15 protein-coding genes are annotated in these 15,064 nt (G+C 69.7%); 1 reads left to right on the top strand and 14 read right to left on the bottom strand.

Annotated elements, in window-relative coordinates; translation table 11 throughout:
• Window positions 1–6: 6 nt before the first annotated feature.
• The 12 genes from gspM to gbpA form a co-directional block, all read right to left on the bottom strand.
• Window positions 7–471, bottom strand: coding sequence for a type II secretion system protein GspM (gene gspM, locus ACXI0U_RS12240; protein WP_479550322.1), 465 nt, complete (start codon window positions 469–471; stop codon window positions 7–9).
• Window positions 472–511: 40 nt separating this feature from the next.
• Window positions 512–1,591 (bottom strand): type II secretion system protein GspL, encoded by a 1,080-nt coding sequence (gene gspL, locus ACXI0U_RS12235; protein ID WP_374980577.1) that lies wholly within the window; start codon window positions 1,589–1,591, stop codon window positions 512–514.
• A 5-nt stretch (window positions 1,592–1,596) separates the two neighbouring features.
• The gene (gene gspK / locus ACXI0U_RS12230; RefSeq protein ID WP_479550321.1) at window positions 1,597–2,472 is read right to left on the bottom strand and encodes a type II secretion system minor pseudopilin GspK; all 876 of its coding nucleotides are present in this window, start codon (window positions 2,470–2,472) and stop codon (window positions 1,597–1,599) included.
• Window positions 2,465–3,046, bottom strand: coding sequence for a type II secretion system minor pseudopilin GspJ (gspJ, locus tag ACXI0U_RS12225; protein ID WP_479550320.1), 582 nt, complete (start codon window positions 3,044–3,046; stop codon window positions 2,465–2,467). The genes gspK and gspJ overlap by 8 nt, the downstream gene beginning before the upstream one ends.
• Window positions 3,043–3,411 (bottom strand): type II secretion system minor pseudopilin GspI, encoded by a 369-nt coding sequence (gene gspI / locus ACXI0U_RS12220; protein ID WP_431484767.1) that lies wholly within the window; start codon window positions 3,409–3,411, stop codon window positions 3,043–3,045. The genes gspJ and gspI overlap by 4 nt, the downstream gene beginning before the upstream one ends.
• Entirely contained in the window at window positions 3,398–3,880 is a 483-nt protein-coding gene (gspH, locus tag ACXI0U_RS12215; RefSeq protein WP_479550319.1) for a type II secretion system minor pseudopilin GspH, read from the bottom strand. The genes gspI and gspH overlap by 14 nt, the downstream gene beginning before the upstream one ends.
• 309 nt (window positions 3,881–4,189) lie before the next feature.
• The gene (gspG, locus tag ACXI0U_RS12210; protein ID WP_043247302.1) at window positions 4,190–4,624 is read right to left on the bottom strand and encodes a type II secretion system major pseudopilin GspG; all 435 of its coding nucleotides are present in this window, start codon (window positions 4,622–4,624) and stop codon (window positions 4,190–4,192) included.
• A 15-nt stretch (window positions 4,625–4,639) separates the two neighbouring features.
• On the bottom strand, window positions 4,640–5,848 hold the full coding sequence (gene gspF / locus ACXI0U_RS12205; RefSeq protein WP_271658127.1) for a type II secretion system inner membrane protein GspF: 1,209 nt from the start codon (window positions 5,846–5,848) through the stop codon (window positions 4,640–4,642).
• Between the two features lies 1 nt (window position 5,849).
• Window positions 5,850–7,322 carry a type II secretion system ATPase GspE gene (gene gspE / locus ACXI0U_RS12200; RefSeq protein ID WP_184491721.1) on the bottom strand — a complete coding sequence of 491 codons (1,473 nt, stop codon included), beginning with the start codon at window positions 7,320–7,322 and terminating at the stop codon, window positions 5,850–5,852.
• On the bottom strand, window positions 7,319–9,217 hold the full coding sequence (gspD, locus tag ACXI0U_RS12195; protein WP_479550318.1) for a type II secretion system secretin GspD: 1,899 nt from the start codon (window positions 9,215–9,217) through the stop codon (window positions 7,319–7,321). The genes gspE and gspD overlap by 4 nt, the downstream gene beginning before the upstream one ends.
• Window positions 9,214–9,735, bottom strand: coding sequence for a type II secretion system protein N (locus tag ACXI0U_RS12190; protein ID WP_052351289.1), 522 nt, complete (start codon window positions 9,733–9,735; stop codon window positions 9,214–9,216). Before ACXI0U_RS12190 ends, gspD begins: the two co-directional genes overlap by 4 nt.
• Before the next feature lie 105 nt (window positions 9,736–9,840).
• The gene (gbpA, locus tag ACXI0U_RS12185) at window positions 9,841–11,382 is read right to left on the bottom strand and encodes an N-acetylglucosamine-binding protein GbpA (protein WP_479550317.1); all 1,542 of its coding nucleotides are present in this window, start codon (window positions 11,380–11,382) and stop codon (window positions 9,841–9,843) included.
• 293 nt (window positions 11,383–11,675) lie between these two features.
• Here gbpA and ACXI0U_RS12180 point away from each other — a divergent pair, with 293 nt between their 5' ends.
• Complete coding sequence (locus ACXI0U_RS12180) at window positions 11,676–13,442, top strand: putative bifunctional diguanylate cyclase/phosphodiesterase (RefSeq protein WP_479550316.1); 1,767 nt, start codon at window positions 11,676–11,678, stop codon at window positions 13,440–13,442.
• Window positions 13,443–13,476: 34 nt separating this feature from the next.
• Here ACXI0U_RS12180 and ACXI0U_RS12175 read toward each other — a convergent pair whose 3' ends face one another.
• Window positions 13,477–13,764: a hypothetical protein gene (locus ACXI0U_RS12175; RefSeq protein WP_021222435.1), complete on the bottom strand. Its 288-nt coding sequence runs from the start codon at window positions 13,762–13,764 to the stop codon at window positions 13,477–13,479.
• A gap of 324 nt (window positions 13,765–14,088) precedes the next feature.
• Window positions 14,089–14,838 (bottom strand): TerC family protein, encoded by a 750-nt coding sequence (locus ACXI0U_RS12170; protein ID WP_184491709.1) that lies wholly within the window; start codon window positions 14,836–14,838, stop codon window positions 14,089–14,091.
• Window positions 14,839–15,064 lie beyond the last annotated feature (226 nt).

Here is a 15,064-nt window from a genome sequence, read left to right as displayed (position 1 = left end):
GGCGCGCTAGGCCCCAGCCTCCACCAGCAACCGCGCCCGTGCCTGGCCGTCGGGGCTGACCTCCAGCCCCAGGCTGGCGACCCGGGCGCCGGCCTGCTGCAACTGCCGCAGCCAGCCGATCAGGTCATCCAGCGCGCCCTCCAGGCCGAGGTTGATGCGCCCGGCGCCTTCATGGTCCATGCGCTCGATGTTCAGCCGCGCCTCGGCGCTGGTGCGTGCCAGCAGGCCGGGGAGGGCCTCGGCGGTCAGCTTTGCCTGCGGGCGCGCAGCCGGCAGGCGCGCCAGGTCGGCCTGCAGGGCCAGGGCCTGCTGGTAGTCCTGTTCAGCCTGGTGCAGGGCCTGGCGCTGGGGCTGCAATAGCAGCGTCCAGGCCAGCACCGGGCCAAGGAACAGGCCCAGCAGGAGCAGCGCCCGGCGCTCACGGGTGGGCAGCTGGCGCCAGCGGTTGTGCAGGGAGGAGAGCGGGTTCATCAGCGGGGTTCCTTGGTTTGGCGGGTGCCGGTTGCGGGGTTCATTCAGCGATGCGCAAGCGTGCGCTCACGCCCTGGGCGCCGCGCACGCTGGAGTCGGCCTGCACCTCCAGGCCCTGGCTGGCGAGGCCTTCGCGCAGGCGCTCGATATCGGCGAAGGAGTCGGCCTCCACGCGCAGGGTCCAGCCTTCGCCGGCTTGGTAGTCGAGGCGCTGCACTCGGGCCAGGCTGCCGCCACCGGCACTCCAGCGGGTGGCCAGGCTTTCCAGGCCGTTGGCCAGGCCCTGGGCCGGGCGTTGAGCTGCGGACAACCGTGCTTGCACCTGGCGGCCCAGGTCGACCACCCGAGGCTCCTCCGGGAAGCGCCGCTGCCATTCGTCGAGGCTGGCCTGTTGCAGCACAGCGCTGCCCTGTTCCAGCCAGTGGCGATGCAGCAGGTCCTGGGCCAGTTGGGCGCCCCCGGCGAGAACGGCGAGCAGCGCCAGAGCGCCGACGGGCACGCGCTTGCCGTTCCGTTGGGCGAATTCGCCCTGGCGCAGGTCGATGGCCCGTGGCGCGCCTTCCACCAGCAGTGGCCAGGGGGATTCCTCACGGCGCACGAGCCCCTCGGGCAGCAGCTCCGCGAGGGCGTCCCATTGCGCGTCGGGCAACGCCGAACACAGGCCCGCTCCGCCGCCCAGCAACCAGCGGCCCGCACAGTGCAGGGCACAGGGCTCGCCCGCTGGCAGGCAGTCGGCATCGAGGTGGATGCGGCTGGGCACCAGGCCGTGCTGGGCGAGCCGGGCCAGGCACCCCTGCAGCCAGGCACGGTCCAGTGCGATCACCCGGCAGCGGCGTCCGTCCAGCAGGGGGCCCCGGGCCAGGTGCAGGTTGTCGATGTCATCCAGCAGGCGCTCCTCCAGGGCGGAGCGCAGCGCCTGGCGCAGCCAGCGGCCGCTGCGGGCCGGCACCTCCACTTCATGGGCGCTGGCGGCTTCGGCGGGCAGCAACAGGGTCAGCCGCTGGCCGGCCAGCGCCGTGGCTGCCTGCTGCAGGTCGCCCTGTTCGGGGGCGTGGGCGTCCAGCCACCAGGTCAGGGGGCTGTCGTCGTCGAGGGTGGCGAGGTGGAGCCAGGCGTGCACGGGGGTTACTCCGGGTGTGAGAGGTCGGGCGCCAGCAGTTGCCGGCGCAGGACGTTGATACGGCCATCGCGCTCCAGGCGCAGGTCGCTGGCGAGGTACAGCTGCCGCTCGCCCAGGCGCACCTGCAGGTGGGCGCGGAAGTGCCGGCTGTCGACGCTCAGCTCCCGGCTGCTCACCTCGCGGCCGTGCAGCAGCGGCTGTTCCATGAAGGCCTGCACGCTGGCGTAGCCCTGGGGCGGTCGTGCCTGCACCAGGGTGCGGGCGATGGCCGGGTCGAGGCCTTCGAGGCTGGCCAGCTGCTCGGCCGAGGCGGTGTTGAGGTTGAGCGCTACGCCGCCGAGGGTGGCGACATGCGGGCGCAGGCGTTGCAGGCCGGCGGCGTCCAGTTGCCCCAGGCGCGCCAGTTCGCTGCTGTCGGCGAAGGGCTGCGGCTTGCCGTCGGCGCCGGGCCGTTGCGGCAGCAGCGCCGGGTCATGGTGGGGCAGGCCGAGGTTGGCCAGCAGGCGCTGGTAGCGTGCACGGGCCAGGCGGCTGGTGCCGCGCTGGGTGTCGAGGTCGAAACGCCCGGCCAGGTCTTCGATGCGGATGCGGATCTGCCCGCCATCGAGGTCGAACAGGTTGCCGTCCCGGGCCCAGCCCTGGCCGAGGTGCACGCGCAGCGGCTCCTCGCGCGTGGCGAGGTCATCGTGCAGCTGCTGGCGGGCCCAGGCCTCGCCGCTCAGGGCCAGTTGCCAGAGCTGTTGCTGCTGCAGCTGGTTGGCACTGCTGGCCAGGCTCAGGCGCTGACGGGCGAGCATGTCGCTGATGATCAGGGTGACCAGCGCCGTGACCAGCAGCACGCTGATCAGTGCCACGCCCCGCTGGCGGTGCCGTTCACTCATCGTCCGGCACCTTCAGGCCCGGCAGCAGGATGACCCGGCGCAGCTCCGGGTAGCCCGGCGCGTCCAGCTCGATCTCCAGCGCCCGGGGCAGGTTCAGCGGGCCGCCGCCTGCCGGCCAGGCGTCCATGGGCTGGCCGCGGTCATCGATGTAGCGCAGCCGGGTCAGCTCCACGCCTTCCAGCAGGCGCTGGCTGTGTTCCGCACCGTCGTCGCCCCGGTAGGCCCGCAGCCACTGGCCCTGCTCCCAGCGGTGCTCGACCCACATCACCTCGCTGCGGCGCTGCTGCAAGGGGTTGGCCCAGCCGCCGCGCATCAGCCGCAGTTGGTGGTCGCGGCCGATCAGCGCCTGGCGTCGGCTCGGGTCATCGTGCAGGGCGGCGGGGAGGGCCTGCCACAGGTCGCGCTGGAAGATCTCCAGCGCGCGCTGCAACTGGCGCAGTTGCTGTTCGTGCTGCTGGATGCGCCGCTCGCTGTGCAGCACCCGTTCCAGCAACTGGTAACTGGCCAGGCCGAGCAGGGCGAACAGGGCGATGGCGATCAGCACTTCCAGGAGGGTGAAGCCACGCTCGTTCATCGCGGCGCCTCGATGAAGCCGCTGAGCAGCGCGCGGGTCAGCGGTGGGTCGTTGGGCACCGCCACGTCCACCTTTACCTCCAGCAGGCGCGGGTCGGGGGCGGCGCTGATCTCGGTGCCCAGCAGCCATTGGCGGCCGGCGAAGGCGATGCGCTCCTGGCGGTAGCCGCGTTGTGGCTCGCGCATGCCGGCGCGCAGTTCGTTGAGGCGGTTGTCCGCCAGCCACTGGGCCAGGCTGCGCTCGGTGAGCCCGGCGTTGTTGCCGGCGATATGCCCGGCGGCGCTGTACAGCGCCACGGAGAGGGTGGCGAAGATGGCCAGGGCGACCATCACCTCCAGCAGGGTGAAGCCCTCACAGCGTTTCAATGCGCACCTCTTCCAGGCCATCGCTGGCCAGGGTCAGCAGCGGCTTGCCGCGCAGCTCCAGGTACAGGGTGAAGGGCGAGATCTCGTCGCTGGAGAGCACCAGCAACTGCGGCGCGCTGCCCCCGGGTGCATTGCCCAGCTGCGCGGCATCCTCGGCGGCTTCCATGCGCAAGCGCAGGGGCTCGGCCAGGTGCTGCGGGCGGTAACCGGGAGCGGGGGCCCAGCGGCCGTTGGGCTCCAGGCGCTGCACGGCGTAGCCGTCGGCGTCCACGCGCAGGCCGAACTGGCGCTGGGCGAGCAGCGCATCCTCGCGCAGCAGGGCGATCAGCATGCGCAGGCGCTCGGCCTCGCGGCGTGCCTGCTGGCCGCCGTGGTCGCCCTGGGCCAGGCCGGCCAATCCCGCCACCAGGCCGATCAGCAGGATGACCACGAGGATCTCCAGCAGGGTGAAGCCCCGCGCGCGGTTCATGGGTGGGCTCCGGTGTGGGCGGCATCGCGAATGAATTCGCTCCCACAGGGCCGCGAGGGAGTCACCTCTCTTCGTAGGATGGGTAGAGCGGAGCGAAACCCATGCGGCCAAGGTGATGGGTTTCCCGGCCCCATACGAAGCGGCGAATGCCCGGTGCGATGTGCTGGCGATGGCGTTGCCTTGGCTCCCTCGGTGCGGCAGCCCGCTTCGTAGGATGGGTAGAGCGGAGCGAAACCCATGCTGCCGAGGTGATGGGTTTCGCGGGGCTCTACCCATCCTACGGGAAGCGTTTTCACATGCTGCGGCATTTCAGCGATCCCAGTTGCCGATGTCGGCGTTGAGGCCGTCGCCACCGGCGCGGCCGTCGGCGCCGAAGGAGAACAGGTCATAGGCGTTGCCCTGGCTGCCGGGGGTGATGAACTGGTAGGGGTTGCCCCAGGGGTCCACGGGCAGGCGCTTGAGGTAGCCGTCGGGGTTCCAGTTGCGCGCCGGCGGGCTGCCGCTGGGCTTGCTCACCAGCGCATCGAGGCCTTGCTGGGTGCCGGGGTAGCCGTGGTTGTCGAGCTTGTAGATGTCCAGGGCCATGGCGATGGCGTTGATGTCGGCGCGCGCGGCGGTGACCTTGGCCTGGTCGGGGCGGCTCATGATCTGCGGCACCACCAGGGCGGCGAGCACGCCTAGGATGACCACCACGACCATGATCTCGATAAGGGTGAAGCCTGCTTGGCTGCGTTTACTGTGCATGGGGAGTCCTGCCGTTCAGGCGATGAGTTGGTTGAGGCTGAGGATGGGCATGAGGATCGCCAGCACGATCACCAGCACGCTGGCGCCCATGAACACGAGCATCGCCGGCTCGAACAGGCCCACCAGCATGGCGATGCGGGTGGCCAGTTGCGCTTCCTGCTGGCGCGCGGCGCGGTCGAGCATGGCGTCCAGTTCGCCGGAGCGTTCACCGCTGGCGATCATGTAAAGCATCATCGGCGGGAAGTGGCCGCTGCGTTCCAGGGCCCGTGTCAGCGGGCCACCTTCGCGCACGGCGCGGGCGACGTCTTTCAGACCGGTCCGAATCTGCCCGTTGGCCACCACTTCGGCGGCGATCTCCAGGGCATCCACCAGGGGCACGCCGCTGCGCCCGAGGATCGCCAGGGTGCTGGTGAAGCGCGTGCAGTCGCTGGCCCGCACCAGGCGCCCGAGCAGCGGTAGGCGCAGCAGCAAACGGTGCCAGGCGAGCCGCGTGGCGGGCCTGCGCAGGGCCAGGCGCAAGGCGCAGATGCCCCCGGCGCTGGCCAGCAGCAAGGCCAGGCCGTGGTGTTGCAACAGTTCGCTGGCGGCGATCAGGCCGCGGGTCAGCGCGGGCAGCTCCTGGCCGCTGTCGATGAACACCTTGACCACGTCCGGCACCACGAAGCCCAGCAGGAAGCCGACGATGCCGAAGGCGGCCAGCAGCAGGATGCTCGGGTAGAGCAGGGCCAGTTGCACCTGCTGGCGCGCAGCCTGGCGCGATTCGGTGTAGTCGGCCAGTTGCAGCAGCACCTGGCCGAGGTGCCCGGCGCGCTCGCCGGCTGCCACGGTGGCGCGGTACAGCGGCGGGAAGGCGCGGGGGAAGCCGGCCATCGCCTGGGCCAGGCCGTGGCCCTCCAGCACCCGCGCGCGGATGGCCAGCACCATGGCCTGCTGGCTGCGCTTTTCCGACTGCGCGGCGACGGCGGCGAGCACTTCCTCCAGGGGCAGGGCGGCCTGCACCAGGGTGGCCAGCTGGCGGGTCAGCAGGGCCAGTTCGGCGGCGCCCAGGCCACGCCCGGACGGCTTGCCACCGGCGCTGCGGCTGCCCTTGGCCAGGCGCAGGCGCAGCGGCACCAGCTGGCGTTCACGCAGCAGCTGGCGGGCCTGGCGTTCGCTGTCGGCTTCCTGCACGCCGCGCTGCTTGCCGCCGCCTGCATCCATGGCGAGGTATTCGTAGGCCGCCATCTCAATCCTCCCGAGTCACGCGCAGCAGCTCTTCGAGGCTGGTGACGCCGGCCAGGACCTTGTCCCGGCCGTCGGCGAACAGGCTCGGCCCGTGCTGGCGGGCATGGCGTGCCAGGTCGGCCTCGCCGCTGCCCTGGTGGATCAGCTGGCGCAAGGTTTCGTCCAGCAGCACCAGCTCGTAGAGGCCCTGGCGGCCCCGGTAGCCGCTGTGCTGGCAGGCCGGGCAACCGCTCGGCTGCCACAGCCGGGGCGCCGCGTCCGGGGCCAGGCCCAGCTGGGCGCAGGCAGCGGCGTCGGCGCGGGTTTCGACCTTGCAATGGGGGCAGAGCACGCGCACCAGGCGCTGGGCCAGCACGCCGAGCAGCGAGGTGCAGAGCAGGAAGGGTTCGACGCCCATGTCCACCAGGCGGGTGACCGCACCCACGGCGCTGTTGGTGTGCAGGGTGGAGATCACCAGGTGCCCGGTGAGGGAAGCCTGCACGGCGATCTCGGCGGTTTCGCGGTCGCGGATCTCGCCCACCATCACCACGTCCGGGTCCTGGCGGAGGATGGCGCGCAGGCCCCGGGCGAAGGTCATGTCGACCTTGGTGTTGACCTGGGTCTGGCCGATGCCGGGCAGGTGGTACTCCACCGGGTCTTCGATGGTGAGGATGTTGCGCGACTCGCTGTTGAGGCTGGAGAGCCCGGCGTACAGCGTGGTGGTCTTGCCCGAGCCGGTGGGGCCGGTGACCAGGAGGATGCCGTGGGGCCGCGCCAGGGCGCCTTCGAGGCGCGTGCGGGTGGCGGCGTCCATGCCCAGGCGGGCGAGGTCGAGGCGCCCGGCCTGTTTGTCCAGCAGGCGCATCACCACCCGCTCGCCATGGGCCGAGGGCAGGGTGGAGACGCGCACGTCCACCTCGTGGCCGGCGATGCGCAAGGCGATGCGGCCGTCCTGGGGGATGCGCTTCTCGGCGATGTCCAGCCGCGCCATGACCTTGATCCGCGACACCAGCAGGCCCGCCAGTTCGCGACGCGGCCGGAGGATCTCGCGCAGCAGGCCGTCCACGCGCATGCGCACCGAAAGGTGCTGCTCGAAGGTCTCCAGGTGGATGTCCGAGGCATGGGCCTTCACCGCCTCGCCGAGGATGGCGTTGATCAGGCGGATGATCGGCGCGTCGTCTTCCTGGTCCATCAGGTCGGTGGTCTGCGGCAGGTGCTCGGCCAGGCTGGCGAGGTCGTCGTCGCCGGCCATCTGCTCGCCCAGGCCGGCGGCCACCTGCTGGGCGTCGCCCTGGCCGTCCCGATAGTGCAGGGCCAGGCGTTCGGCGAAGGCGTCCTGGCCGAGCACCCGGCAGCGCGCCGGCTCGCCGTGCAGGCGGCGCACCTCGGTGAGGATGGCCAGGTGCGTGTCGGCGCGGCACAGCAGTTCGCCGTCGTCCAGCAGCACCCCGTGGCGCCGGGCGTAGCTGAAGGGCAGGCGGGCCACGGCGCTCATCGGCGGGCCCCGTCGCGCAGGTCGACGGCCGGCTCGGCGGTGGGGTCGAACAGCTGGCGCGGCGCGCTGGGCAGCAGCAGGCGGTTGGCCGCCGGGTCGTTGCTGCGCAACTGGCGCAGGTCTTCGTACTTGCGCTGGCCGAGGCGTTCGGCGGCTTCGCTGCTGCGCAACAGGGTGGGGCGCAGGAACACCATCAGGTTGGTCTTCTCCACCACCTCCTTGCTGGAGCGGAACAGCGCGCCCAGCAGCGGGATGTCGCCCAGCAGCGGCACCTTGCTGACCTGGGTCTTGACGTTGTCCTTGATCAGCCCGCCGATGACGATGATTTGCCCGTCGTCGGCGAGGATGGTGCTCTTCACCGCGCGTTTGTTGGTGATCACGTCGCTGGTGGAGATGCCCGCCGGCGCGGCCGCCAGCTCCGAGCTTTCCTGCTCGACCTTGAGCCGCAGGGTGTCGCCGTCGTTGATGTGCGGGGTGACCTTGAGGGTGATGCCGATGTCGCGGCGCTCCACCGTGGTGAAGGGGTTGGAGGCGCCGGCGCTGTCGGTGGTGTAGGAGCCGGTCTGGAAGGGCACGTTCTGGCCGACGAGGATTTCCGCCGCCTCGTTGTCCAGGGTCAGCAGGCTGGGGGTGGAGAGCAGGTTGTTGTTGGAGTCGCTGGACAGGGCGCTGATCAGCGCACCGAAGTTGCGGCTGCCGATGCCGATCAGGGTGCCGTCCGGCAGCGTCGGGCGCTTGCCGTCCTCCAGGGCGTTGATCACCGAGCCGATGGCGATGCCGTTGCCGCCGAACTGCACGGCGCCGGCGATATCGCCGCCGCGACCGGCCCACTGCACGCCGAGGGCTTCGTTGATGTCGCCGCTGACTTCGACGATCGCCGCCTCCACCAGCACCTGGGCGCGGGGGCGGTCGAGCTGGGCGATGATGCCGTCGAGCATCGCCAGTTGCGCCGGCTCGGCCATCAGCACCAGGGCGTTCTGGCTCTCGTCGGCACTGATGAGAATGGAGCCGGCCTGGCCTTCCTTGCCGCCACGCCCCACTTCCAGGCGCTTGCCGATGCCGCTGAGCAGCTCGGCCAGGCGCTTGGCGTCGCTGTGGTGCAGGCGGACCACGCGGGTGCCGTCGCTGGCGTCACCGGGCGTGTCCAGGGCGCGGGCCAGGCGCGCCATTTGCGCGCGGGCCGGCTCCGGGCCGATGAGGATCAGGCGGTTGCTGCGGGCATCGGCCACCGCCTTGGCGCCCGGTGCGCCGCCATTGGCCTGGTTGACGCTCTCGCTCAGGGTGCTGGCCAGGTCGCTGGCCCAGGCGTGCTTCAGGCTCAGGGTGCTGAAGGCACGCTGGCCGGAGTCGTCCAGTTCGCGGACCACCTGGCGGATGCGCTCGACGTTGCTGGCGCTGTCGGTCACCACCAGGGCGTTGGCGGTGGTGGAGGGCGCGATATAGGCGTCGGTGGCCACCAGCGGACGCACCACGGCGGCCACTTCGGCGGCGCTGGCGTTGTGCAGCGGCAGCACCTGGGTGACCACGGCTTCACCGGCGCTGCCGTCGTGTTCGCTGGCGCGGGTCTTGGCGTCGGCCACCGGCACGATGAGCACGCGGTTGCCCTGATCCAGCGCGGCAAAGCCCTGGCTGCGCAGCACGCTGAGGAACAGCGCATAGATGCCGGCCTGGTCCATGGCGGCGGCCGATTGCACGGTGACCTTGCCGCTCATGCGTGGGTCCAGGACCATGGTCTTGCCGGTGATCGCACCGACTTCGCTGACCAGGTCGCGCAGGTCGGCGTCCTTCATGTTGAGGGTCCACTGGCGCTGCTCGTCCTTGGCAGCGTATGCGGCGAGGGGGCAGAGCAGGGTGCCGAGCATCAGCAGGGCGCGGGTGGTGCGGGTGAGGTTCATGGCGTCGTCTCGGGCGAGGGCGCTGGCGCGGCCAGGGGCACCAGCAGGGTTTCGGCGGGGCGGGCGAAGCCCAGGCGCTGTTCGCGGCCATTGCGCAGGATGAGCACGTGGTCGGCCTCCACGCTGCGCAGCAGGGCGCCACCGGGCAGGCGCTCGCCGGGGCGGTGGAAGGCGCTGCCGCCGGGGGAGGCGATCAGCGCGCGGGAATCTTCAGGGTGGTCGGCACGCAGGCTGGCGAGCAGCGTCAGGAGCATGCCGGGGTCTTCCTCGTGGGCGTCCTGCTGCGGCGGCATGGCGCCGAACATCAGGGCGATGGTGGTGGCATCCAGGCTCGGCGCTGGCATGGCCGTCGGCAGCGACGGTCGGGTCGGCGGTGCGTCGGCTTGGGCCCGCAGGGCCTGGTGGTAGTCGCCGCTGCCCAGGCCCAGCCAGGCCAGCCAGGCGCACAACAGCAGCGCAGCCAGGCCATGCAGGGCTTGGGGCGGCAGCGCGCGCGGCAGGGTGGGGATGAGCGTCATGGCGGCAGTTCCGTCGGGGACGGGAACGGCCCGGCGGCTCCTGGCCGTCGGGCGTTCCGGTTCATCGGGGTGGGGGCTCGGGCGATGGCCCGGCCCCCGGTCGGGTTACTTGCGGTCCCAGGCCATGTTCCAGTGGGAACCCTTGCCCGGTTCGAACTGGTTCGAGCTCGGGGTCCACTGCTTGCAGTAGCCGCTGGCGGGGAAGGGCTTGCACTGGTAGACGTTGCCGTCCTTGGCCAGCACGGTGGTGCCGGCCTTGTAGCCGGCCAGGCCGTCCGGGAAGACGAAGTCGTACTTGGCGTTGCCCGGGTTTTCGCCTTCGCCCGGGTTCTCGCCACCGTTACCCGGTTCGGCGATCAGGCTGAAGCTGTGGGTCTGCTGCAGCAGCTCGCCCTTCTTCGGCGTGGCCACGACCACCAGGTCGTGCTTGCCGGCTTCGGCCTTCAGCACCGGGATGTGGAAGTGCGGGTTGTTGCCCGGCGCGGCTTCCTGGTGGGCGACGGTCTCGCCTTTGGCGTTGAGTACGGTGGCTTTCACCTGGTACTCGCCACCCTGGGCGATGGCGTTGAAGTGCAGGTCGGCCTGGCCGTTCTTGATCTCGTAGCTGCCCTGCAGGCCGGTGAGGTTCAGCGAGCCCGGCACGGTCGGCTGGTCCTTCTGCACCTCGACGCGCACCACCTTGCTGTCGGCCTTCACATGGATGCCGTTGCGGCCGTAGTTGGGCACCACGTCGCCGGTGGTGTTCAGCTCGCCCAGCTTGTAGCCGAGGTCGGCGGCGTTGACCTTCTGCGCCAGCAGGAAGGGCCAGTTGTTGGCCTGGGCCTGGTTGGCGTTCTCGATCTTCAGCGAAATGCTGTTGAGCTGCCCGGTCTTGGCGAAGGCGCGCAGGGTCACGGTGTCGCCGACGCTGAGGGGCTCGGGCTGCACGGCGCCGATCTGGTTCCATTCCGGTGCCGGCGGGGTGGTGCCGCCGTTGCCGGCGCCATCGTTGTCGATGTTGACGTCGACCGCCTGGTAGAAGGTGGCGTCGGTGTCGCCGATGCGCCAGGTGGCGAGGATCACATGGTAGCCACTGCGGTCAGCGGGAATGTTCAGGCGGTGGGTGCTGGAGCCTTGGGAAACCGGCTTGGCATGCCCGCTGGTGGCGAAGTCTTCGTGCAGCAGCGGGGCGGCTTCGAAGGAGGCGCGGGTCAGCGGCTGGTTGGGGTTCCAGTCCTTCTTGGTGATGTAGAACTGCCAGTAGGCGGTGGCGTGGCCAGCGGTGTACTTCCAGCGGAATTCCTGCATGCCCGACTTGATGGTGGTCTTGTGCCAGCGGGTGGCGGTCTGCTCGTTCAGCGGGCTGTAGCTGTTGTGGCCGCCGGCGGCGATGGTGCCGTCGGCCGGGCCGCACTCACGGAAGGTGCCGCCGCACCATTTGCCACCGAAGTGGTTCTGCGCGTCGGGGCGGTATTCCACGCTCTGCGGTTCCCACTGGATGGAGCCGCAGTTGGCGTTGAGGTTGCCGCCGCCCATGCTGCACATCAGCGAGCGGGATTTCGGGCTCTCGATGTAGCCATGGGAAAAGGCTTGCTGGGATGCCAGGGTGGCGAGGCCGACCGCGAGGGCCAGGGGCAGCTTGCGCAGGGTGCGCTTGGAAATGCTCATCGAAGTACCTTTCTGAGAGGGTGACGAAAATGGGCGCTCCGATACCGCCGCCTGCTGCGAGCAGGCCCGCCGCGACAGGTTGGCGGCGTTATCTGGAGCGGATTCAGGATGCCTCCGGGGAGGTTCCTGTCCCATCGGACGAGTCCGAGAATGGCGTTGTGAATACGCGGGGGTTGGGCGCGGCCAGGCGACGTCGATTTCGACGTCCGGGGCGGCGCCACGGCGATCGGGCTGCTTGAATCAAAGGTCGTCGAGGGCTGTCAGAGCCAAGGGTCCAGTCGTCGGGAGGACATATGGACGTAACCCCTCTCCCCACCAATGAAACCGAACGCCAGAACAGGGTCCGCGCGCTGCGGCCGCTGGAAAATCGACAGGACGAGGTCTTCGAGAAGCTGGTGCAGATGGCCACCCGGTATTTCGAGGTGCCCATCGCGCTGATCTCGATCATCGATGACAACCGCCAGTGGTTCTGCGCCAGGGTGGGCCTCGCCGTGAGCGAGACGCCCCGGCGTGACGCGTTCTGCGCCCACGCGGTGATGTCGGAGCAGTTGTTCCAGGTCGGCGATGCGCGCCTGGACGAGCGCTTTTGCGACAACCCGCTGGTCACCGGCGAGCCCGGCATCCGCTTCTACGCCAGTGTGCCGCTGCTCACCGAGGAGCGCCTGGCCCTGGGCAGCTTCTGCATCATCGACAGCGAGCCGCGCCCGCCGCTGTCGGCGCGCGATGCCGCCATGCTGGAGTCCCTCGCGGAACTGGCGATGCTGCGCCTGCGCAACATCCGCGAGGCCACCTTCATCGACCAGCCAACAGGCCTGTACAACCGCTTGCGCCTGGAGGAGGACGTGGAGGGCGCGCTGCGCGCCGGTCAGCGCATCACCGTGGTCGCGGCGGACATGATCGCGCCGGCCTTCCTCAACGACATCGTCAAGGTGCTCGGCTACCCCTTCTCGGCGGCGTTGATGCTGCTGATCAAGACCCGTCTGCAGCAGGCGCTGCCGGAGGGGCACCTGCTCTACAAGATCAGCCCCACGCGCTTTGGCTTCATCATCCACGGCGCCCGGCGCGAGGCCGTGGAAAGGCTCTCCCACCGCCTCGCCGACGTTTTCTCGGCGCCCATCGAGTGCGAGGGCATCCCGCTGCAGATCCGCTTCGGCGCCGGCATTCTCGATCTCGATCCGCAGACGGACAATCGCGACTGGCTGCGGTTGCTGGTCAGCTCCGCCGACAACGCCCGGGAAACCGGGGTGCGCTGGCGCTACTACGAGGCCGCGCTGGACCATGCCCAGCAGCGTGCCTTCATCCTCCTGTCGTCGTTGTCCAGGGCGGTGCACGCCGAGAACCAGCTGCGTCTGGAGTACCAGCCCCGTGTCGACCTGGTCAGCGGTCGCCTGGTCGGGGTCGAGGGGCTGCTGCGCTGGCGCCACCCGCAACTGGGAGGCATCAGCCCGGCGGAATTCATCCCTCTGGCCGAGCGCACCGCGCTGATCCGCCCGTTGAGCCTGTGGGTGGCCGAGCGGGCCATCGTGCAGGCCCGCGAATGGCAGCGGCAGGGCTGGGGCTGGAAGGTGTCGATCAACGTCTCGGCCAGCGACATGGACGATGCCGATTTCGTCGACCGCATCATCGAGCTGGTGCGCAGCCACCAGATCGACGGCTCATGCCTGGAGCTGGAGTTCACCGAAAGCGTGCTGATGAAGAACCCGGAGGAGGTGCGGCGCAACCTGTTCCGCCTGCGCGACCAGGGCATCGAGCTGGCCATCGACGACTTCGGCACCGGCTACAGCAACTGGTCCTACCTGCGCGACCTGCCCGCCAGTTCGGTGAAGCTGGACCAGTCGTTCATGCGCAACGTGCAGACCGAGCTGCGCGACCAGCGGGTGGTGGGCGCGGTGATCCAGCTCGCGCGGCAATTGGGCTATCGCGTGGTGGCCGAGGGCGTGGAGACCGAGGAGCTGTACCGCCTGATGCAGTGGTGGGGCTGCGACGAGGTGCAGGGCTACTACGTGGCCCGACCGATGTCACCGGAGCAGCTGGAGGAGTGGCACCGCTCGCGCAGCTGACCCGGGCCGGCGAGGGCCCGGGCAGGCGGAGCGATCAGGACAGGGCGGGCTGGCCTTCGGTGGCCGGGCCGGCCTGGGCGAGGATGAAGGCCTGGGGCACCAGCGGATGCAGCGCGGCATCCGTTTCCTGGCGCACGGCTTCGGCCTCGTCGAGCAGGTGGCGCCAGGTTTCCGCATCCAGCCCGGCGAAATCACGCAGCGCGTTGATATAACCCTGTGCCACGCCGAAACGGTAGGCGAGGGTGCGTCCATCAGCGGCGTTGCGCATGTGCTGCAGCCGTTCGCGGGCTTGGGACAGGGCCAGTTCAGGGGAAATATTCATCGAAGTTCGACTCCTTCGTAACGATATGGCGCTTCGATCGCCACCTGGCGCATCGATATGATGTTGATCTCATATCTATATGAAGGGTTCAGGTCAGTTTCGCGGTTTTTGCAGCGAACAGGGCAGGTGGGGGCGGTTTCATCCGCGAAAGGCATCGCGGATGAATTCGCTCCCACCGGGCCCGGTGCCTATCGGGGTGTAGGGTGGATGACGCTCTTTTCATCCACCAGGCGGGGGTGGGCGCGGCCCCGGGCTGAAGCCCGGGCTACGGTGCTGTCCTGGGCAACGGAAGTCGCCCCTCTCCCGCAGGAGAGGGGCGGTGCGTCACTCCTGCGGCTGTGCCTTGCGACGGGCGCGGCGGGACAGCATGTTGAGCGCTTCGATGGCGGCGGAGAAGGCCATGGCGGCGTAGATGTAGCCCTTGGGCACATGGGCGCCGAAGCCTTCGGCGATCAGGGTCATGCCGATCATGATCAGGAAGCCCAGGGCCAGCATCACCACCGTGGGGTTGTTGTTGATGAAGCGCGCCAGGGGATCGGCAGCCAGCAGCATCACGGTGACGGCGGCGACCACGGCGATGACCATGATCGGCACATGCTCGGTCATGCCCACGGCGGTGATGATGCTGTCGACGGAGAACACCAGGTCCAGCAGCAGGATCTGCACGATGGCCGAGCTGAAGCCGATGGCGGCGACCTGCTTGCCGACGAACATGTCGCCTTCCGGCGCCGGGTCCACCGAGTGGCGGATTTCCGTGGTGGCCTTCCACAGCAGGAACAGGCCGCCGGCGATGAGGATCATGTCCTTCCAGGAGAACGCGTGGTCGAACACCTCGAACACCGGGTGCACCAGTTGCACGATCCAGGCCACGGTGCCGAGCAGGCCCAGGCGCAGGATCAGCGCCATGCCGATGCCCAGGCGGCGGGCCTTGGCGCGCTGGTGCTCGGGCAGCTTGTTGGTGAGGATCGAGATGAAGATCAGGTTGTCGATACCCAGTACCACTTCCATGACCACCAGGGTGGCCAGGGCGATCCAGGCGGTGGGGTTCGACACGAGTTGCAGGAGGTAATCCACGTCGGCTATCCGAAGATTCAGGGAGGCGCCATTCTGGAGATTCGACCGAACGGCGGCGATGGAGGAATAGCAACAAGTCTTTTCAAAGCGCACGCCGGCGCAAGGCGCTGTCCCGGGTTCCCGACAGGCGGTGCAGCGGCGGCGCCAATGGGGGCTCGGGCGGAGGCGGGAAATTGTTCGCAGACAGTGTCCCAGAGCCTGTTCATACTGCCCACACCCTCCCTCG

It is taken from the genome of Pseudomonas sp. C9D1, assembly GCF_056491235.1.
This window is presented reverse-complemented; position numbering and strand designations above follow the sequence as displayed.

Excerpts from the sequence above, each read along its gene's own strand:
- gspM (WP_479550322.1), bottom strand. The coding sequence starts at position 471 with ATGAACCCGCTCTCCTCCCTGCACAACCGCTGGCGCCAGCTGCCCACC.
- gspK (WP_479550321.1), bottom strand. The coding sequence starts at position 2,472 with ATGAGTGAACGGCACCGCCAGCGGGGCGTGGCACTGATCAGCGTGCTG.
- gspJ (WP_479550320.1), bottom strand. The coding sequence starts at position 3,046 with ATGAACGAGCGTGGCTTCACCCTCCTGGAAGTGCTGATCGCCATCGCC.
- gspH (WP_479550319.1), bottom strand. The coding sequence starts at position 3,880 with ATGAACCGCGCGCGGGGCTTCACCCTGCTGGAGATCCTCGTGGTCATC.
- gspG (WP_043247302.1), bottom strand. The coding sequence starts at position 4,624 with ATGCACAGTAAACGCAGCCAAGCAGGCTTCACCCTTATCGAGATCATG.
- gspF (WP_271658127.1), bottom strand. The coding sequence starts at position 5,848 with ATGGCGGCCTACGAATACCTCGCCATGGATGCAGGCGGCGGCAAGCAG.
- gspE (WP_184491721.1), bottom strand. The coding sequence starts at position 7,322 with ATGAGCGCCGTGGCCCGCCTGCCCTTCAGCTACGCCCGGCGCCACGGG.
- gspD (WP_479550318.1), bottom strand. The coding sequence starts at position 9,217 with ATGAACCTCACCCGCACCACCCGCGCCCTGCTGATGCTCGGCACCCTG.
- ACXI0U_RS12190 (WP_052351289.1), bottom strand. The coding sequence starts at position 9,735 with ATGACGCTCATCCCCACCCTGCCGCGCGCGCTGCCGCCCCAAGCCCTG.
- gbpA (WP_479550317.1), bottom strand. The coding sequence starts at position 11,382 with ATGAGCATTTCCAAGCGCACCCTGCGCAAGCTGCCCCTGGCCCTCGCG.
- ACXI0U_RS12180 (WP_479550316.1), top strand. The coding sequence starts at position 11,676 with ATGGACGTAACCCCTCTCCCCACCAATGAAACCGAACGCCAGAACAGG.
- ACXI0U_RS12175 (WP_021222435.1), bottom strand. The coding sequence starts at position 13,764 with ATGAATATTTCCCCTGAACTGGCCCTGTCCCAAGCCCGCGAACGGCTG.